The 19,124-nt window shown below is 70.3% G+C and carries 15 protein-coding genes; 6 read left to right on the top strand and 9 right to left on the bottom strand.

The genetic code is table 11. The annotated features are described in order from the left end of the window. Positions 1-8 precede the first annotated feature (8 nt). On the top strand, positions 9-2,438 hold the full coding sequence (locus OHA03_RS23790; protein WP_267005817.1) for a metallophosphoesterase: 2,430 nt from the start codon (positions 9-11) through the stop codon (positions 2,436-2,438). Positions 2,439-2,854: 416 nt separating this feature from the next. On the opposite strand, the gene OHA03_RS23785 is transcribed toward OHA03_RS23790, so the two are convergent. Next, the gene (locus OHA03_RS23785) at positions 2,855-3,466 is read right to left on the bottom strand and encodes a DUF1349 domain-containing protein (protein WP_267005816.1); all 612 of its coding nucleotides are present in this window, start codon (positions 3,464-3,466) and stop codon (positions 2,855-2,857) included. Next, positions 3,463-4,983 carry an aldehyde dehydrogenase (NADP(+)) gene (locus OHA03_RS23780; protein ID WP_267005815.1) on the bottom strand — a complete coding sequence of 507 codons (1,521 nt, stop codon included), beginning with the start codon at positions 4,981-4,983 and terminating at the stop codon, positions 3,463-3,465. Before OHA03_RS23780 ends, OHA03_RS23785 begins: the two co-directional genes overlap by 4 nt. A 155-nt stretch (positions 4,984-5,138) precedes the next feature. On the opposite strand from OHA03_RS23780, the gene OHA03_RS23775 reads away from it, so the two are divergent. The 3 genes from OHA03_RS23775 to OHA03_RS23765 all read left to right on the top strand — a co-directional run bounded on the left by OHA03_RS23775 (position 5,139) and on the right by OHA03_RS23765 (position 7,994). Then, positions 5,139-5,909 carry an IclR family transcriptional regulator gene (locus OHA03_RS23775; protein WP_030919961.1) on the top strand — a complete coding sequence of 257 codons (771 nt, stop codon included), beginning with the start codon at positions 5,139-5,141 and terminating at the stop codon, positions 5,907-5,909. Positions 5,910-5,912: 3 nt separating this feature from the next. Further along, positions 5,913-6,437 carry a GNAT family N-acetyltransferase gene (locus OHA03_RS23770; RefSeq protein ID WP_267005814.1) on the top strand — a complete coding sequence of 175 codons (525 nt, stop codon included), beginning with the start codon at positions 5,913-5,915 and terminating at the stop codon, positions 6,435-6,437. A 105-nt stretch (positions 6,438-6,542) separates the two neighbouring features. Beyond that, positions 6,543-7,994 (top strand): penicillin-binding protein 2, encoded by a 1,452-nt coding sequence (locus tag OHA03_RS23765; protein ID WP_267005813.1) that lies wholly within the window; start codon positions 6,543-6,545, stop codon positions 7,992-7,994. A 114-nt stretch (positions 7,995-8,108) separates the two neighbouring features. On the opposite strand, the gene OHA03_RS23760 is transcribed toward OHA03_RS23765, so the two are convergent. Next, positions 8,109-9,533, bottom strand: a complete 1,425-nt coding sequence (locus OHA03_RS23760; protein ID WP_267005812.1) for an NCS2 family permease — start codon at positions 9,531-9,533, stop codon at positions 8,109-8,111. Positions 9,534-9,765: 232 nt separating this feature from the next. Here OHA03_RS23760 and OHA03_RS23755 point away from each other — a divergent pair, with 232 nt between their 5' ends. Together OHA03_RS23755 and OHA03_RS23750 are read left to right on the top strand one after the other, a co-directional pair. Beyond that, positions 9,766-10,338 carry a SigE family RNA polymerase sigma factor gene (locus OHA03_RS23755; protein WP_267005811.1) on the top strand — a complete coding sequence of 191 codons (573 nt, stop codon included), beginning with the start codon at positions 9,766-9,768 and terminating at the stop codon, positions 10,336-10,338. Next, on the top strand, positions 10,338-11,045 hold the full coding sequence (locus tag OHA03_RS23750) for a hypothetical protein (protein ID WP_267005810.1): 708 nt from the start codon (positions 10,338-10,340) through the stop codon (positions 11,043-11,045). The genes OHA03_RS23755 and OHA03_RS23750 overlap by 1 nt, the downstream gene beginning before the upstream one ends. A gap of 64 nt (positions 11,046-11,109) precedes the next feature. Here OHA03_RS23750 and OHA03_RS23745 read toward each other — a convergent pair whose 3' ends face one another. The 6 genes from OHA03_RS23745 to OHA03_RS23720 form a co-directional block, all read right to left on the bottom strand. Further along, the gene (locus tag OHA03_RS23745) at positions 11,110-12,450 is read right to left on the bottom strand and encodes a S28 family serine protease (protein WP_267005809.1); all 1,341 of its coding nucleotides are present in this window, start codon (positions 12,448-12,450) and stop codon (positions 11,110-11,112) included. A 147-nt stretch (positions 12,451-12,597) separates the two neighbouring features. Continuing rightward, positions 12,598-13,920, bottom strand: coding sequence for a polysaccharide lyase family 1 protein (locus tag OHA03_RS23740; RefSeq protein WP_267005808.1), 1,323 nt, complete (start codon positions 13,918-13,920; stop codon positions 12,598-12,600). A 211-nt stretch (positions 13,921-14,131) separates the two neighbouring features. Continuing rightward, a complete protein-coding gene (locus tag OHA03_RS23735; RefSeq protein WP_267005807.1) occupies positions 14,132-15,475 on the bottom strand; it encodes a sugar ABC transporter substrate-binding protein in 1,344 nt (447 codons plus the stop codon). Further along, a complete protein-coding gene (locus OHA03_RS23730; RefSeq protein WP_267005806.1) occupies positions 15,472-17,052 on the bottom strand; it encodes a glycoside hydrolase 43 family protein in 1,581 nt (526 codons plus the stop codon). Before OHA03_RS23730 ends, OHA03_RS23735 begins: the two co-directional genes overlap by 4 nt. After that, positions 17,049-17,879, bottom strand: coding sequence for a PmoA family protein (locus tag OHA03_RS23725; RefSeq protein WP_267005805.1), 831 nt, complete (start codon positions 17,877-17,879; stop codon positions 17,049-17,051). The genes OHA03_RS23730 and OHA03_RS23725 overlap by 4 nt, the downstream gene beginning before the upstream one ends. Further along, positions 17,876-19,051: a Gfo/Idh/MocA family protein gene (locus OHA03_RS23720; protein WP_267005804.1), complete on the bottom strand. Its 1,176-nt coding sequence runs from the start codon at positions 19,049-19,051 to the stop codon at positions 17,876-17,878. Before OHA03_RS23720 ends, OHA03_RS23725 begins: the two co-directional genes overlap by 4 nt. Positions 19,052-19,124 lie beyond the last annotated feature (73 nt).

Here is a 19,124-nt window from a genome sequence, read left to right as displayed (position 1 = left end):
TCGCCGCGATGGGCGTGGAGACCGCAGTCAACCTCGACGGCGGCGGCTCGACCACGATGGTCGCCCGCGCGCTCGGCGAGGACTCCGCGACCGTCCGCAACGTCCCGTCCGACGGCCAGGAGCGCAACGACCCGAACGGCGTGGGCGTGTTCGTCACGAAGGGCGACGGCAAGCTGGACCAGCTCCTCGTCAACCCCGCGCTTGGCGCGGCGTCGGCCGACGGCGGCGTGAAGGTCTTCCCGGGGCTGCACCGCCGCCTCGTCGCGGAGGGCGTCGACAACCACGAGACGCCGGTGACGGTGGACCCGGAGTCCGTGCTGTGGACCGCGGACGGAGCACCCGTCGAGGGCGGCACGCTCACGGCCCCGGCCAAGGCGCATCGCACGTTCACGGTCGACGCGCACGTGCGTGACAAGCAGGCGCAGGAGAAGGTCTCCGTCCTCGGCCCGGTCAACAGCGTGGAGCTGTCGTCCCAGCGCCTGTCGATCGCCGACGCGACGCCCGCCAACGCTGTGACCGTCTCCGTGACCGGCCGCGACGCGGAGGGCTACACGGCTCCGATCGACCCGCAGGACCTCTCGCTCGACTACGACCACAGCGTCGTCGACATGAAGTCCGTGGACGGCAAGCTGAAGATCACCCCGCTCACCAACGCGGCCACGATCCTCAAGGTCTCGGTCGGCGGCAAGTCGGTCCAGCTCCCGATCACCGTCGGCGTGCAGACCAAGACGGTCTACGACTTCGACGACGACGTGCTCGCCCGCTGGCGCAACAACAGCACCGCGGCCACGACGTTCTCGGCGGACCCCGACGGCCTGCGGATCGACTTCAACGCGATGCGCAACGTGGGCATCACGGTGACGTCGGCGGCCGGACGCATCCAGGTGCCGGGTCAGCCGCTGCGCCTGCGGGTGCGGCTCAAGTCGAGTATCAGCATGCCGAACGGCCTGACCTACATCAACTACGTCGACGCGGACGGAAAGAGCAACGGCGTCTACGGCTCCGCCCTGACCGCGAGCGACAACTGGCAGAACGCGTCGTTCACGCTGCCGGCAAACACGAAGTTCCCGATCGCCGTCTCGGGCTTCCAGGGCATCAACACGAGCGTCGCCCAGCAGAAGGCGGGCACGTTCGTCCTGGACCGCGTCGAGGCCGACGTCCCGACGTCGATCGACCTGCCCGCCCAGCCCGACCCGCTCGTCTCCGACGACGGCTCGCTGCTCCAGGGACACGACACGCGGAAGTTCGCCACGCTGTCGGACGTGCAGTTCACCGCCGACAACCCGGCGCTGACCCAGGTCGCGACGGCTGCCATCCAGCGGATCCGCAAGACCAATCCGGACCTGATCGTCCTCAACGGTGACGTCACCGACCGCGGCCTGCCGCAGGACCTCTCTCTTGCCCGCAAGGTACTCACCGACGCCGGGTGCGACCTCATACCGGTCGGCCAGGAGCCGGCGGCGAACAGCACGCCGGACCCGAAGTCCGGCTCGGTCCCGTGCTACTACGTGGCGGGCAACCACGAGTCCTACGGCCTCAACAACGTCCAGCAGGACCTGACGAACTTCAGCAAGGAGTTCGGCCAGCCGTACCGGACGCTCGACCACAAGGGCACCCGGTTCATCCTGCTCGCCAGCTCCGTCGGGTCGCTGCGCGGGTCGGCGTGGGACCAGCTCCCGATGCTCCAGAAGGCGCTCGCCGACGCAAAGAACGACGACTCGGTCCACAACGTCATGGTGTTCGCCCACCACCCGGTGGACGACCCCGCCGAGACGAAGTCCAGCCAGCTCGGCGACCGCGACGAGGCCGCGCTCATCGAGCACATGCTCACGGATTTCCGTGACTCCACGGACAAGGGCGCCGCGATGGTCGGATCCCACGCCCAGATCGCCAATGTCCACCGCCTTGAGGGCGTCCCGTACGTGGTGCTGCCGTCGTCGGGCAAGGACCCGTACGGCACTCCGGACCGCGGCGGGTTCACCGGGTGGGTCGACTGGTCCGTCGACGCGGACCGCAGCGCCAACCAGCAGTGGCTGGAGGCCGACGTGCGCGCCTTCGCGCAGTCCATCACGCTCAACACCCCGGCCTCCGTCGAGGCCGGTAAGACCGCGCAGCTCTCCGGCAGCATCGTGCAGCCGCAGGGCGTGGGGACGGGCACGCGTGTGGTGCCGCTGCAGTACCCGATGTCGGTCGACTGGAGCGGCTCGTCCAACCTGGCGATCGGCAGCGGGAAGCACGCCATCGACCAGGCCCGTGACGAGGGCAAGGTCGCGATCCTCGACCCGCAGACCCGGAAGCTCACCGCGCTGCGCAGGGGCTCGGTGACCGTGTCGGTGACGAATGACTCGATGCGTCCCTACACGAATGACAGCTCGCTCGCGCCGATCACGACCTCGAAGACCATCCAGGTCGTGGCGGCCACGTCCCACAACAAGTAGTCCGACAAGCTGAGGGCGGGCACATACATCCGTATGTGCCCGCCCTCAGTCACGGCAGCTGTAGTTCTTGATCTTCATGGTGGGGTCAGGTCGTCGCGGCTGCGGTGATGTTGTTCCAACGGCGGTGTGCTGCGGCGGCCCGGTGCTGGTGGTGGCGGCGCCAGGCGGACCAGTGCAGGAGGTGGTCCGCGTCGGAACGGTCTCACGGTGCCCCCGAGCCGTTGACGACCCAAGTACCCGGCGACAGTGCCGAAAGGACACGTCCCTCCCCCACTTGGCACTCACCCGCCCCGGCCGGACGCACTTCGTGCGCTACGCGGCCGGAGCCTGAGCCCGGGAACGGGCCCGGAGACGCACACCCGCGCCCTCTGGACCGGAGGGCGCGGGTGACGGAGACGGTGAGGTCGCGCGAGCGTTCAACTGCCGTCGCGCAGGTCCTCAAGTCCCGTCGTGCGGAAGGTGATCCGGTCGAACGTGGCCTCGCAGCCCTCGCCCGTCGGGGACTGGACCAGGAAGCCGACGGATGCCTCGGCGGCCTGCTCGGGCTCGCCGAGGGCGAAGACGCGGACGAAGGTCCACTTCTCGCCGTCGGCCGAGGCGTGGAAGGCGAACGCGCTGCCGTTGCGGCTGACCCGCAGCCAGCAGCTTTCGCCGTCCACGACAAAGGCGTTGGCGTCGTCGGAGCGGCCGCGGGTGACCACCGTGCAGATGGTGGGGTCGGCCGGGGAGAGTTCCAGGCAGAGCTTCGCCCATTCCCGTTCCCCGACGTGCAGATAGAGCACCCCGGCGTCGAAGGCCGCCGCGAAGCCGACGTTCACCCGGGCGATCAGCTGGAAGTCGCCGTCCGGTGCCACGCCCAGCAGGCGTGGCGCGTCGCTCGCCGGATCGAGGGCGTCGCCGCCGGGCGGTACGAACCGGTCCTGCCGGACGCCCGCCCGTCCGGTCAGCACACCGTCCTCGTACGACCACTGCCCCTCCGGGCCGAACGACCGCAGCTCAAAGGGGAGTTCGGGAAGGCTCAGCGTCATGCGCGGCGTCCGTCCACCCGGCGCGGCAGGCCCAGCGGATTGTCCTCGCGCAGTTCCGGCGGCAGCAGGGCCTCCGGCGTCGTCTGGTAGCTGACCGGGCGCAGCCAGCGTTCGATCGCGGTGGCGCCGACCGAGGTGGAGGTGGAGGTGGTGGCCGGGTAGGGGCCGCCGTGATGCTGGGCGGGGGCGACCGCGACACCGGTCGGCCAGCCGTTGACGAGGACCCGGCCGGCCAGCGGGGTGAGGGCCGCGAGGAGTCCGGGGGCGTCGGCGTCGGCGCCCTCCTCGGCGATCTGGAGAGTGGCGGTGAGGTTGCCGGGGAGCCGGGAGAGGACGGCGGTGATCTCGTCCTCGGAGGCGTACCGGGCCACGACGGTGACCGGGCCGAAGCACTCCTCCAGGAGCGCGTCGTGCGAGCCCTCGGTGGCCAGCAGGTGCGCCGGTACCGTCAGGAAGCCTGCGGAGACGGTGTGGTCGCCGCCCGCACCGGGGGTGACGGGGGCGTCCACGTCCGGGAGTTCGGCCCGGGCCCGTACGCCTGCGACGAAGGCGTCCCGCATCCGGTGGTCGAGCATGACCGCGGCCTCGCTGTCGCTGACCGCGTCGGTCAGCGACTTCAGCAGCCGGTCGCCGGTCTCGCCCGTCGGGGCCAGGACGAAGCCGGGCTTGGTGCAGAACTGGCCCGCGCCCATGGTCATCGAGCCGGCAAGCCCGGCACCGATCTGCTCGCCGCGCTCGGCGGCGGCCGCCTCGGTGACGACGACGGGGTTGAGGGAGCCGAGCTCGCCGTGGAACGGGATCGGGGTGGGCCGGGCGGCCGCCGCGTCGAACAGCGCCCTCCCGCCGCGGATCGAGCCGGTGAAGCCGGCGGCGGCCACGAGCGGGTGCTTGACCAGCTCGACGCCCGCCTCGAAGCCGTGCACCAGGATCAGTACGTCCTCGGGCAGGCCCACCTTGGCGGCGGCCCGGCGCAGCACTGAGGCGCACAGCTCGGAGGTGGCGGGGTGGTCGGGGTGCGCCTTGACGACGACCGGGCAGCCGGCCGCCAGGGCGCTGGCGGTGTCGCCGCCGGGCACGGAGAAGGCGAGCGGGAAGTTGCTGGCCGCGTAGACGGCGACGACGCCGAGCGGGATCTTGTAGCGGCGCAGGTCCGGCCACGGCGGAGTCCGGGTCGCATCCGCGTGGTCGATGTGGATGTCGAGGAAGGCGCCCTCGTCGACGACCTCCGCGAAGGCCCGCAACTGGGCTGCGGTGCGGGCGAGCTCACCGGTGAGCCGGGCCGGGCCGAGTGCGGTCTCCGCGTCGGCGGCCTCGATCACGTGCTCGCCCGCCTCGGCGAGCAGATCGGCCGCGGTACGCAGAAAGGCGGCGCGTACGGTGCGGTCGGCGAGCGAGTCCCGTACGGCATGTGCCGCCCTGACAGCGCGGTCGACCTCCTCCGCTGTAGCCTCCACCGCAACCTGCTCACGCGGGTTCCCGGTGCGGGGGTCGACGCTCCAGACTGGTGCTGCTGCCACCGTGTTTCCTTCCGCTCCACTGCCACACATCAGAAGTTGTTCGGTATTCTGAACAGAGTTCCTGATCGTGAATATGCAGGGACTCTATTTCCGGGCGTTCCGTGTTGGCAAGAAGTCGCAGGGTTTCGCAAGTGGGCTGGAAGGGGCGTAGGGCGATGTCGGTTGCCGAGTCAGGTGGGGCACAGGTCAAGTCCGCGGTACGGACGGTGGAGCTGCTCGAGTACTTCGCCGGGCGGCCCGGTATGCATTCGCTGGCGGCTGTGCAGGAAGCCGTCGGCTACCCCAAGTCGAGCCTCTACATGCTGCTGCGCACCCTGGTCGAGTTGGGCTGGGTGGAGACCGACGCGACGGGGACGCGGTACGGCATCGGCGTGCGGGCCCTACTGGTCGGCACCTCGTACATCGACGGCGACGAGGTCGTCGCGGCCGCCAGGCCGACGCTGGACCGGCTCTCCGACGACACCACGGAGACCATCCACCTGGCCCGCCTCGACGGTACGAATGTGGTCTATCTCGCCACCCGGCAGTCCCAGCACTATCTGCGTCCCTTCACCCGCGTCGGCCGTCGGCTGCCCGCCCACTCCACCTCGCTCGGCAAGGCGCTGCTGGCCACCCACAGCGACGAGCAGGTCCGCAAGATGCTGCCGGAGACGCTGCCCGCGCTGACCGAGCACACCCTCACCGACCGCGAGAAGCTCATCGAGGAGCTGCACGTCATCCGCGAGCAGGGGTATGCGGTGGACCGCGAGGAGAACACCCTGGGGCTGCGCTGCTTCGGCATCGCGATCCCGTACCGGACCCCGGCGCGCGACGCGATCAGCTGCTCGGTGCCGGTCGCCCGGCTCACCCCCGCGCACGAGCAGATGGTCAAGGACGCGCTCTTCGACGCGCGGGACCGGCTGACACTCGCCACCCGGAGGCTCTGACCGATGAACGCGGCCGAGGTGACCCTGCGCGAGGTGCGCGGCAGCGATCTGCCGCTGTTCTACGCGTACATGTGCGATCCGGAGTCGGTCCGCACAGCCGCCTTCACCAGCGAGGACCCCACTGACCGGGCCGCGTTCGACGCCCACTGGACGCGGCTCCTGGCCGACCCGACGATCGTGATGCGGACGGTGCTCGCCGACGGCGCGGTGGTCGGCAACGCCGGGGTGTACGGGCCCGAGGGCGACCGCCAGGTCACCTACTGGATCGACCGGGCACACTGGGGCCGCGGGCTCGCGACCGCCGCCCTGCGGGCGCTGCTGGACGCCGTGCCGGAACGCCCGCTGCACGCCCGGGCGGCGGTCGACAACACCGGTTCGCGCCGGGTGCTGGAGAAGTGCGGCTTCACCGTCACGGGCAAGGACCGGGGCTTCGCGCACGCCCGCGGCGAGCTGACCGACGAGCTGCTCTTCACGCTGGCACCCACGGCCGGCCGGACGCCGGACGAAGGCCGCTCCATGACCCGGTGACGAGTCCGCGCCGTGCGGCTGCGGCCGGTCGGGCAGTCTGAAAAATCGGTGAGAAGCGGCACGGACGGGAACGCGCCGGTCGGCCCCGCTCGTCCCTCCAGCGGGATGAACAGAACAATCAGGCGCGCTTCGGTCTTCTGTCTGCTGCTGGTCCTCGCCCTGCTGGGGCGGGCGACCTGGGTGCAGGCGTACCAGGCCCGAGCCCTCGCGGACGACGACCACAACCGGCGGCAGACCATCGCGCAGTACGCGCAGCCGCTCGGCGACATCATCGTGGCCGGATCACCGGTCACCGGATCGAAGGGGACCCAGGGCGGCGATCTCGCGTACAAGCGCACATACACACAGGGCGACCTCTATGCCGCCGTCACCGGGTACAGCTCGCAGGCGTACGGCGCCACCCAGCTCGAAGGGATCTACAGCCATGTGCTCGACGGAACCGACGACCGGCTGAAGAACCCCCTCGACGTGGTGACCGGCAAGCAGGCGGCGCCCGGCAGTGTGCTGACGACGATCGACCCGGAAGTGCAGAAGGCGGCGTACCGGGCGCTCGGCGACGACAAGGGCGCGGCCGTCGCCATCGACCCCAGGACCGGACAGATCCTGGGGATGGTCTCCACCCCCTCGTACGACCCGTCGAAGATCAGCGGGACATCGGACGGCGACGCCTGGCAGGACCTGCTCTCCGACCCGGACAAGCCGCTGGTCAACCGAGCGCTGCGGCAGCCGCTGGCGCCCGGTTCGACGTTCAAACTGGTGGTGGCGTCGGCGGCGCTGGAGAACGGCCTCTACAGCTCCGTCGACGAGCGCACGGACAGTCCCGACCCGTACACGCTGCCCGGCACCTCCACGGTCCTGAAGAACGAGAGCGCCTCCGCCCCCTGCGAGAACGCCACCCTGCGTACGGCGCTCCAGTACTCCTGCAACAACGTCTTCGCGAAGGTCGCCGCCGATCTCGGTGAGGACAAGGTGAGGGCGATGGCGGAGAAGTTCGGCTTCAACACGGAGAAGCTGGATGTGCCGGTGCGCGCCTCGAAGAGCGTCTATCCGTCCGGCATGGACAAGTCGTCGACGGCGCTGACCGGCATCGGCCAGTTCGAGGTCACCGCGACCCCGATGCAGATGGCGATGGTCTCCGCGGCCCTCGCCAACGGCGGTGAGCTGGCGGCGCCGCACATGGTGTCCGAGGTGACGGACTCGGACGGCAACGCCCTGCAGAAGTTCGCGGACGGTGACACGAAGCGGGTCGTCTCCGCCTCGACCGCCGAGCAGCTGCGCAGCGCGATGGTCACCGTCGTCGAGCAGGGCACCGGCACCAACGCCCGGATCGACGGGGCGGAGGTCGGCGGCAAGACCGGCACCGCGCAGAACGGAGTGGGCAACAGCAACACCCCGTACGCCTGGTTCACCTCGTACGCGAAGGACAAGTCCACCGGTAAGGAGGTCGCGGTCGCCGTGGTCGTCGAGGACTCGGGTTCGGCGCGCTCCGAGGTCAGCGGCAACGGACTGGCGGCGCCGATCGCGCAGAAGATGATGAAGGCGGCGCTCAAGGGATGAGGAGACGTCCGTCCGGCACGGTGACCGGGGCTCCGTGCCGGACGGACGACGGGCTGTGCGGGGCGGCGCGGGCGTTCGGTACCTGACCGGCCGGGGATCGCGCCGCCACAGCTGCTACTTCACGCCGAGCAGCTGCTCGATCGGGTCGATCGCGAAGTACACCGCGAACAGTGCCGAGGTGCCCCAGAGCAGCCAGTGCACCTCGCGCGCCTTGCCGAGGACGGTCTTGATGACGACGTAGGCGAGGAAGCCCGCCCCGATCCCGTTGGTGATCGAGTACGTGAAGGGCATTACGGCGATCGTGAGAAAGGCCGGGATGGCGATCTCGTACCGCTCCCAGTCGATGTGCCGGACCTGTGCCATCAGCAGGAAGCCGACGGCGATCAGGGCAGGTGCGGCGGCCTGGGCCGGGACGACCGTGGCGAGCGGGGTGAGGAACAGGGCGACGGCGAACAGCGCGCCGGTGACCAGGGAGGCGAAGCCGGTGCGGGCGCCCTCGCCGACGCCGGCCGCGGACTCGATGTAGGACGTGTTGGAGGAGGCGGAGGCCGCGCCGCCCGCCACGGCCGCTGCGCCGTCGATGAGCAGGACCCGGCCGAGGTTCGGGACCTTGCCCTCCTCGTCGAGGAGCCCGGCCTCGTTCGAGATGCCGACGACGGTGCCCATGGTGTCGAAGAAGTCGCTGAGGATCAGGGTGAAGACCAGCAGGACGATGGTGAGGACGCCGGTCTGCTGGAACGCCCCGAAGAGGCTGAAGGAGCCGACGAGCCCGAAGTCCGGCGCGGCCACGATGTCGTCGGGGACGGACGGGACGGTCAGCCCCCAGGCGGCCGGGACGATGTCGGCGATCTCGTTGATGACGATCGCGACGGCCGTCATCACGACGATGCTGATGAGGATGGCGCCCTTCACCTTCCGGGCCAGCAGCGCGACGGTCAGCAGCACACCGAGACAGAAGACCAGGACCGGCCAGCCGGAGAGCTGCCCGGTGGCACCGAGCTGGACGGGGACGGAACCGGTGTCGCCGGGGATGCGGGTGGCGAAGCCCGCGTCGATGAAGCCGATGAACGCGATGAAGAGCCCGATGCCGACGCTGATCGCCTGCTTGAGGGCGGGCGGGATGGCCTGCATGACGGCCTCGCGCAGCCCGGTGACGACCAGGACGCAGATCAGCAGCCCCTCGATGACGATCAGGCCCATCGCGTCGGGCCAGCTCATCAGCGGTGCGATCTGGAACGCGACGACGGCGTTGAGTCCGAGTCCGGCGGCGATGGCGAGCGGCAGATTGCCGCCGAGCCCCATGATCGCGGTCATCACGGCGGCCACCAGGGCGGTGGCGGTGACGAGTTGGGGACCGGAGAGATGCGCGCCGAACTTGTCCTCGGCCGAGCCGAGGATGATCGGGTTGAGGACCAGGATGTAGGCCATGGTGAAGAAGGTGGCGAAGCCGCCACGTATCTCGCGTCCGAAGGTCGAACCGCGATCACTGATGGCGAAGTAGCGGTCGACGGCGTTGCGTTGCACGGTGCTTTCCGGCATGGGCGCTCCTGGGTGCGTGAAGGTCCCTCGGTGGGTAGCTGGATTGTTCCTTCGGACACGGGGTCTTCAGGTTTTCGCTGTGTTACGCCTTACTGGGGTCACGCACCCGAGTCGAAGCGCTTCCGGGGTGCGCTGGTACGCTCGCGCCCCGCCCGCGCCCCGCAGGCGGTACCGGGGAACGTACACAGCGGGACAACGCGCGTACAGGGAACGAGTGCACAGAGAGGTACCCGTGGGCACAGTCGTCGACGATGCCGCTGCCGCCGAGTTCCATGAGTTCTTCGAAGCCCATTACGCCGAACTCGCCCGGCTCGCCCATCTGCTGACCGGCGAGGCCGACGCCGCGGACGATCTGGCAGCCGATGCGCTGCTGGCGCTCTGGCATCGCTGGGACCGGGTCAGGAAGGCCGACCATCCCGTCGCGTACGCCCGCGGCGTCGTCGCGAACCTCGCCCGGACCCGGATCCGCAGCGCCGTGCGCGAGCGTCGCAGGATCGCCCTGTTCTCGGCGCCGCGCGGGAGCGTGGACGGGTACGCGGTCGACGATCCGGATGTGTCGACGGTCGTCGACGTCCAGGGGGCGCTGCGCAGGCTGCCGTTCCGCAAGCGGGCGTGCGTGGTGCTGCGGCACGCCTTCGACCTGTCGGAGCGGGACACCTCGCTGGTGCTGGGGATATCGGTGGGCACGGTGAAGAGCCAGACCTCGCGCGCCGTGGCGGAGCTGCAGCGGCTGCTCGGTCCCGATACGCCCGCCGCGCAGGTACAGGTGGCTGTCGCGGCGCAGCGCGGCGGAGGAAGGCACTGATGGACGACAAGCTGCGTGAGCGGCTGCGTACGGCCGCCGAGGCGCACCGCCCCGACCGGGAGAGGATGCTGGCCCGGGTCGAACGAGGGATGGCAGAGGGTCCCTCCGCCCGTACTCCGCCCGGTCCGCTGCCGTGGCTGCGGGTGGTCGGGGCGACGGCGGCGGTCTGCGGTGTGCTGGCCGTCGGAGCGTACGCCGTCACTTCGGCGGGCGGCGGGCAGACGCGGGGCGGGCAGGTGGCCGCTTCCCCGGTCCCGTCCGCCTCGACCCCGGCCCCGGCAGGGTCGGGTCGCGTACCCGAGCTGCGTACCGAGGACGGGCCGCTGTGGGCGGACGGCGCCGTCGACCCGCACAGCAACGCGTACTGGGCGCAGAGCAATGTGACGCTCCGGACGACGCAGCCGCTCTCCTCGCTCACGGTCGAGCTGCGCATCGCTCAGACCGGCGGCGTCGACACCACCGGCTCCTGGCGCTCCCTGCCGGAGCGGGACTTCACCGTCTCGGCGCAGGAGAAAGGCGGCTACCTCGTCTACCGGTGGACGCTGAAGCCGGGGCGGACGGTGCCGGTCGGTACGCACATGTTCGCCGGTCAGTACAACCACGCGGAGGGCGACCGGAGCGCGGACGGCGACTACTTCACCGCGAACGCCGCCCGCTCCACCGGTCAGCGGGTGTCCGTGGGCGACGACTTCACGTCCGACCACTGACACGAGAATCGTCCCGGAACCCGGCAACCGTTCCTCCGGCGGCGGCGACCCGGTGGGCGGGCCGTCACTGGCCCGCCCACCGCTTCACGGCCGCTTCCGCCTTCGCCCGGTCGGCAGGCTGCAGCTTGGAGATAAGGGCGCCGTGGTTGCTGTTGGGCGCCTCGAAGAGCATCGATTCGTGCTTGCTCGGCTTGAATCGCTCGGCGCTCCACGGGTCGTTCTGGCCGTAGACGAACATCATCCGCTCGCCACGGGTGGCGACCCAGCGGTCGACGCCCTTGATGGTGCTGCCGTCGTAGCCGACCCGCATGTCGGCAGGCAGCACCGAGTTGGGCTGGTAGATGTCCGGGTAGTGACGGACGTCCGCAAGATACTTGAACTTCAGGTCGGCCCAGCCGAGTTGCGCTGCGGCCTGTCGGTAGTAGGGTCCGCTGCCCTCGGCGCCGTTGCCCTGGTCGGCGTACGGGCTCAGTCCGTGCCCCAGCGACCAGGTGTACAGCTCGTCGTCCGTGGCGGTCTTCGCGTCGGGGATCGTCGGGCAGTCGGTGTACGTACCGCTCTGCCAGAAGTTCCACACCTGGTCCAGCACGGAGAACTCGTAGGCCCGGTCGGCCGATCCGAGGTATTGGAAGGCGAGGCCCTGCTCCTTGGCGGTGGTCTCGAAGCGCGGCAGCATCTGCTCCCGGCGGACCAGCATCTCGCGCTGCACGGCGTTCAGGGCGGCCCGGCATTCGGGCGTGCCGACGGTCCGGAAGAACTTCTCGTAGCCGCTGTCGTCGTTGTTGTTCGCGTCGTTCGGTGCGACGTACGCGACGACGGCATCCAGGTCTTCCGGGAAGAAGCGCTCGTGGTAGACCTGCGTCATCCCGCCCTTCGACGCGCCCGTGCCCAGCCACTTGGCGCCGTAGATCGTCTTCAGGGCCTGGACGACGGCGTGTTCGTCGCTCGCCTCCTGCCAGACGTTCAGGTCGCTCCAGTCGACCGTCGCGGGGCGGGACTGGCTGAAGTAGCGGTGCTCGACGCTGACCTGGTTGGCGCCGAGGAGCGTGGTGATCTCACGGGTGGAGGTGGCCAGCGAGTAGCCGCCCGTGTAGAGGACCATCGGTGCGGTCTCGGACTTGTGCCAGAGCGTGAAGCGCTGCTCGAACGTGCCGCGGGCCGGGTGCCGGTGGTCGATCGGCTGGGTCAGGGTGAGCGTGTAGTAGGGGAAGCCCTCCTTGGTGGTCTGCGAGACGACCGTGAGACCCGGTATGCGGTCCAGCCGCTCACGTACGTCCGTCACTTCGGCCGACGCCCCGGGGGCCGACGAGGTGGTGCCGGCCGCGGTGGCGGCCGTGCCGGTGAGCAGGCTGGTGGCGGCTACGAGACCGGTACAGAACAGGGCGGGAAGCAGTTTGTGGCGCAACGCGGAGTCCCCTCGTACAGGTGTGGTCGATGGACACGACGGCGGCATGGTAACCGCTTTCTGTGTCGTGCCACCGCCCCGTCGAGGGGATCCGTGTACTGCCTCGTCGAGTTGACGGATCGTAAGCCCATGCAAGCGCTCTACCGGTCAGCAGCCCTTTCCGGCTCCGGCGCCGTGATCGACGATGCCCGGGACGGCGCGCGGATTGTCGATCCTGGTGCGCAGGACCGGGGTCCAGCCGGCGCCCGGGGTGAGCTGCTCGGCGGGAACTCCCGCGTTGTGGACGGCGATCAGGTCGGTCCTGCGGCCGTTGACGTAGTTGTCCCCGGCGGTGATCGGGGACTCCTTCCACTTCTTCAGGATGGTCGCCGGGTCGACCTGCGACGCGAGGGTGAAGGCGTTGTGCTCGGCGACGATCCGGGACTCCATGCCCACGCCGTAGCTGTAGCCGTAGGCGGCACCCGCCGTGGCGACGAAGTGGTTGTTGTACGAGTCGACGGCGCCGAAACGGACGCGGGGTGCGCGTTCCTTGAGGTCCTGGAAGAGGTTGTGGTGCAGGGTGACGCGGAGCTTTCCGCGGTCGATCGCCGCGGTGGCGGCGCTGTCGCTGTTGCCGATGAGCATGGTCTTGTCGTGGTTCTTCAGAACGTTCCAGGAGACCGTGACCAGGTCGGAGCCGCGGACGATGTCGAAGAGGCCGTCGTGCTGCTGGAACAGCTCGCCGTAGTAGCGCGGCTGGTCGGCGTCGGGCCGGTCGCCGTCGCTGAAGGTGTTGTGGTCGACCCAGACATGGCTGGAGCCGGTGACGACGAGGTTGTCGTACTCGGAGTTCCAGGCACCGGTCGCCCCGTCGGTGGGGTCCCACTGCGGGAAGCAGTCGTAGGTGTCCTCGAAGGTGATGTTGCGGACGATGACGTTCGAGACGTTGTTCACCTGGAGGCTGGCGCCGATGACGGTGGCGTCCTCGCCGACGCCGACGAGCGTGGTGTTGGAGGGAACCTGGACCTCGACCGCGGCCTTCTGCAGGGCGGCGGAGGCGGCGCGGGCATCCTCCAGCGGGCCGGACGGGATCTCCTTGCCCCAGGTCGCCGGGTCGTAGGCGGCAAGGTACTTGTCCAGGGTGTAGCCGTCGGTCCGGTAATCCTCGCAGCCGATGGGCGTGCCTTCGGCGTCGGAGTTGCCGTGGACGGTCCCGGCGATCCTGACGATCTTCGGTGCGTCGCCCGCGTCCTCGAAGGCCGCGATGAGCTCGGCCCGGTCGGTGACGGTGTAGACGTGGTCGGGGGTCGCCAGGGAGCCACCCGTCGTGGAGCCGTCCGAGGCGGCCCAGCCGTCGCCGGCCGGGAGCACGGCGCGCTCGATGCCCCGGTGACGGGGGGCGGCCTGGGCGGGGACGGAGACGGCGAGGGCGAGCGAGGCGCAGCCCATCACCAAGGCAATGGCGCGAGCATGACACGTGCGTACGGGCATGGCGATTCCTTCGGTCGTAGACGTATGGCGAAGGTGGCGCGTGCGGAAGAGAGCGCGTGGCAGAGGTGCGAGCGGACGCGCGAGGAGATGTGCGGGAAGACGTGCGGAGCGGCAGCGCGTGGGAGCGAGGAACCGGCGGCGGGGCGCGACCCGGACCGCCGCCGGCCCCGGTCGTCGGGGGTGTCGGCCGTGACGTGACGGTCGTCCCGTGTCAGCTCTTGCTCTGTTCCTTCCACTCCGCCTGGGCCTTGTTCAGCTCGTCGGCCATCTTGTCCAGGAAGGCCTTCGCGGTGGTCTTGCCGAGCAGCACCTTCTGGAACTCGGGCTCGTTGTCGGCCTTGCTGATGGTGTTCCAGTCGGGCAGGTAGTACGGGAGCTGGACGATGGTGGTGGAACCGTCGGTGAGGGCCTGGGCGGCGAGCTTGGTCGGCTCGGCCTCGGAGATCCAGGCGTCCTTGGAGGCCTCCGTGTTGGCCGGAATGAGGCCCGCCGTCTCGTTGAACTTCGAGTTCGCCTCGTGGGAGGCGGCGAACTCGATGAACTTCCAGGCGGCCTCCTTGTTCTTGGACGTCTTGAAGAGGCCGAGGCCGTCGACCGGGTTGGAGACCTGCACCCGCTTGCCGCCGGGGCCGGTGGGCTGCGGTATGCCGCGGAACTTGTCGGTGCTGAGCGCCTTCACGTGGTCCTGGTAGGAGCCCAGGTTGTGGTTCAGCATGCCGATGGTGCCGGAGTCCCACTGGGCGACCATCTTGATGAAGTCGTTGTTGAGGTCGGCGGACGGGGTGACCTTCTTGAAGAGGGCCGCGTACTTCTCCAGCGCCTCGACGTTCTTCGGGTCGTTGAGCGTGGTCTTCTCACCGCTCGGGTCCCAGAAGGACGTGATGCCGGACTGCCCGTACATCGCGTCCATCGCCTGCGCGATGGAGCCGGCGCCGCCGCGGATGGTGTAGCCGAACTCGTTCTTCTTGGCGGCCGTGAGCTTGTCGGCGGCCGCGTAGAACGCGTCCCAGGTGGTCGGCTCGGCCAGGTCCGCCTTCTTGAACAGATCGGTGCGGTAGTACAGCACACCGTTGTTGGCGGAGATCGGAACGTTGTACATGTGCTTGTCGGAACCGCCGGCCGCCTTCACCGACTCGACCATGCTCTCGTTCAGCTTGCCGGCGAGGGAGGACTTGGCGGCCCGGTCCTCCAACGGCTCCAGCGCGTTCTGGGCGGCGATCCCCGCGAGCATCGCCGCGCCGACGCCGCCGACGTCCGGCAGACCGCCGCCCTGGATGGCGTTGTCGTACTTGGACTGGGCCTCGGGGGCGGCCACCCCGACGTACTGGACGTCGATCTTCGGGTACTTCTTCTCGAAGTCGGCGATGATCTCCTTCCAGATGTCGGTGCGGACACCGCCGTTGTTGTCCCAGAAGACGATCTTGCCCTTGCCGCTGCCTTCGGCGCCCGCCGCCCCGCTGCCGTCGTCACCGCAGGCGGTGGCGGTGAGGGCGAGCACCGTCGCGAGGGACATCGCTGCCGCGACGCGTCCCCGCTGTGTCTTCGAGATGTTCATGGTCGGCTCTTCTCTCTGGGTTCTGTCGGATCTGGTGCGGTTCGGTCGGTGATACGGAAACCGGTGAAGCCGGCCGTCCCGGCCGGCCCCTTCCCGGCCGGTGCGGTGGCGAAGAGGCCGAGCAGTGCGCCGACCCAACGCCATGGAGTCGCGGCGAACGGCTGCCCCGAGGCCCGGAACCCGGTCCCGTCGCCGGTGTCGGCGAAGAAACGGCAGCGGGCGCCCGCGGTGACCTCGATCCGGAGCCGGGCCCGTCCGTCGGGCGCCGGGCGGCTGTGCTCGGCGTCCCGTTCGTGCTCGGCGACCGTCTCGGCGTACCGGTGCACGAGGCGGATCCCGCCGTCCTCGGCGCGTTCGAGGCCGATCCAGTTGAAGGCGTCGCCGAGCACGGCCAGACCCGCCTTGGCCCCGGTCTCGTCGCTGCCGAGGACGGCCTCGACCTCGACGGTGAACGTCTCGGCGGGCAGCCGCTGGACCAGGGCGTTGGGCAGGGCCCGCAGGTCGTGCGCGTACGCGGTCCTTACGCAGCTGAGCCGCAGCCCGTCCCCGGCGTGCTCGACGGTCCAGCCGGGCCGCTGGTTCGCCATCCACTGCCACTGCCTGCCGTACCGCCCGCCCGGGAACTCGTCGCTGGTCGCCGGGGCTTCGACGGGCTGCTCGGGGGCGACCGGCTTGGCGTGTGCGCGGACGGGTTCGCCGTCGTCGCCGATGACCGGCCAGCCGTCCGCCCCCCAGCGCATCGGCTGGAGGTGGACCACCCGTCCGTACGCCCCGCGCTCCTGGAAGTGAAGGAACCAGTCCTGGCCCGCTGCGGTTCGAACCCAGCCGCCCTGGTGCGGTCCGTTGACATCGGTGCGTCCCTGGGCGAGGACGACCCGTTCCTCGTACGGTCCGAAGAACTCGCGCGACCGGAACGCCCCCTGCCAGCCGGTGGTCACCCCGCCGGCCGGGGCGAAGATCCAGAACTCGCCGTCGTGCCGGTAGAGCTTGGGGCCTTCGAGGGTGAACCAGCCGGGGATCAGATCGGCGTCGATCAGGGTCTTGCCCTCGTCGAGGAGTTCGCGCCCGTCGGGACTCATCCGGTGGCCGGTGATCCGGTTCTTGATGCCGGAGCGCGACTTCGCCCAGGCGTGCACGAGGTAGGCCTCGCCGGTCTCCTCGTCCCACAGCGGGCAGGGGTCGATCAGTCCCTTTCCCGCCTTGACGAGATGCGGGGTGCTCCACGGGCCGCGCACCGACTCGGCGTTGATCTGCTGGATGCCGTGGTCGGGATCGCCCCAGAAGATCCAGAACCGGCCGGCGTGGTGCCGGAGGGACGGCGCCCACACCCCGCAGTCGTGGCGGGGTACGGCGAAGTCGGCAGCGGGTTCGAGGCGGTCGAGGGCATAACCGACGAGTGACCAGTTGACCAGGTCGCGGGAGTGCAGCAGCGGCAGTCCGGGGACCCGGCCGAAGCTGGACGCGGTGAGGTAGAAGTCGTCACCGACCCGGATGACGTCGGGGTCGGACCAGTCGGCGTTCAGGACCGGGTTGCGGTAGGTGCCGTCGCCGAGGTCGGCGGTCCAGGGACGGCTCACGCGGTCACCGCCCGGCGTACGTACGCGGCCGCCGTCTCCCGGTCGAGCCGGCCGTCGGCGACGACGGTGATCACGCGGCGTACGACGGTGGCACCGGCCGGGACCGGCAGCCGCTCGGCGGCGGCCAGGGAGGAGCCGACGCCCGGATACTGGGTGGTCCGGACGAACCACGGATCGCGCCGGGTCCCGTCGGTCGCGCCGGCGAAGACGAGGGTCCAGCCGTCGCCCGTCATGGCCACCCAGTCGGCGACCCGCCCGTGGACCGCTTCCTCGCCGTCGCCGAAGCCGTTGAACACGGCGGGCGCGGCGGGTTCCTTGGGGGCGCGCCAGAAGAAGCCGCCGTATCCGGCGCCGGGGCGGCCGTTGGTGGCGGGGCTGCCGATGGAGAGGTCGTCGGTGCCGCGGTTGGTGAGCGAGAAGGAGAAGTCCAGCGCCCAGGCGGTGTCGGAGAGTTCGGCGACGGCGACGGTGCGGTGCTCGCGCAGCAGCTCGGTGTCGTCCGCCACCCAGCTGAGCTCCTCGACGAAGCCGTCGGAGTCGCGGAGTTTCCAGCCGAGGTGGCGCTGGATCCCGTGGTTGTCGAGTGCGGTGGGGCCCTGGCCGCGTACGAAGGTGCGTCCGCCCCAGAAGTTGTGCCCCGCGACGTCCGGGACGGCGATCGAGGTGCCCAGGTGGTGGAGGTGGTCGGCCGGGCGCTCCTCGGTGACCGGGACGCCCGCGAGGGTGGTGACCGGGTGGAAGTAGGGACGGCCCTCGGTGGCGGGCAGGTAGGTGTAGCGGCCGACGGGGCGTCCGGCGCAGCTGAGGAGTGCGGATGATGCGGTCACGATGAACTCACCTCGGTGGGGAGCGCCCAGGGGACGCCGAGTTCGGAGAAGAGCGTGAGGGTGTCGGCGCCCGCCGCGACCAGGGCGTCGATACCGCGGACCACCCGGCGCGCCCCGGTGGAGGCTGTTGCGGGTTCGGTGTGCCAGGCATCGGAGGGCAGGGCGACGGGCTCCGGGGCGGTCCGTACGGCTTCGACGACCCGCATGAACGCGCCGGTGCGCTGCGGCGGTACGAGAAGTGCGGCGCGGCCCGCGAGGTGGTCGACGAGGTTCTCCAGGAGGTCGGTCCGCCCGTGCACGGCCTCCTCGGGGCCGTGTCCGGCGCGCTGGATCAGGACCCGGTCCTGCTTGTACCAGAAGGTGATCCGGCCGCGGTCGCCGTGGACGATGACGTAGGGCTCGCCGGCCTGTTCGGCGCACAGGGTGACGGCGGCGGTGACGGGCAGCCCGCGCGTGGTGGTGATGCGTACGCAGGAGGTGTCGTCGGCCTCGATGTCATGGGCGCGGAACAACTCGGTCTCGATGGACGCCACGTCGTCGGCCGTCCCGCTGCCGGCGAGTTCGAGCGCGGTGGCGACGGCGTGGGCGAGGGGGTTGGTGAGGACGCCGTCGACGACGTCGGCCGTGCCGATCCTGCGCCGCCCGGCCCAGGGCGCCCGGTGGTAGTAGGCGTCGTCGCGGACCCACGCACCCGCGGCGCCGATGCCGTGCACGGCGCCGATCGCACCGGATTCCACAAGTGCGCGGATGGCCGGCACGGCGTGCGAGCCGAAGGACTGGAAGCCGACCTGGCAGGCGATGCCGGCCGCCCGCACACCGGCGACCATCCGCTCGAAGTCGGCGAATGTCGCGGCGGGCGGCTTCTCCAGCAGGAGGTGGACGGAGCGCGCGGCGGCGGTCAGTGCCAGTTCGGTATGGGTCTGGATCGGCGTGCAGATGACGGCGACGCGAGCTCCGGTGGAGTCGAGGAGTTTCCCGAAATCGGTCGACTGGGCCGGGAGTTCACCGGCGAAGAGGGCGAGCTCGGTCTCGGTCAGCGGGGTCAGCTCGCAGATACCGGCAAGGCGGACGAGACCCTGGTCCTGGAGGCAGCGAATGTTGGCGAGATGCCAGCGTCCGTGGCCGCGTGCGCCGGCGAGGACGACCGGGACGGGCGTCTGGACGGTGCTCATCCGGCCCTCCGTATGCGTCCGGCGGGTGTGGGTGGGGTTGCGGTCATCGTGGAGTCCTCCTCGACCGGGCGGC

The sequence above is a fragment of the Streptomyces sp. NBC_00154 genome, assembly GCF_026342835.1.
Lineage (GTDB): Bacteria > Actinomycetota > Actinomycetes > Streptomycetales > Streptomycetaceae > Streptomyces.
The sequence above is the reverse complement of the archived record's forward strand: the minus strand, read 5'-3'. Positions and strand labels throughout refer to the sequence as shown.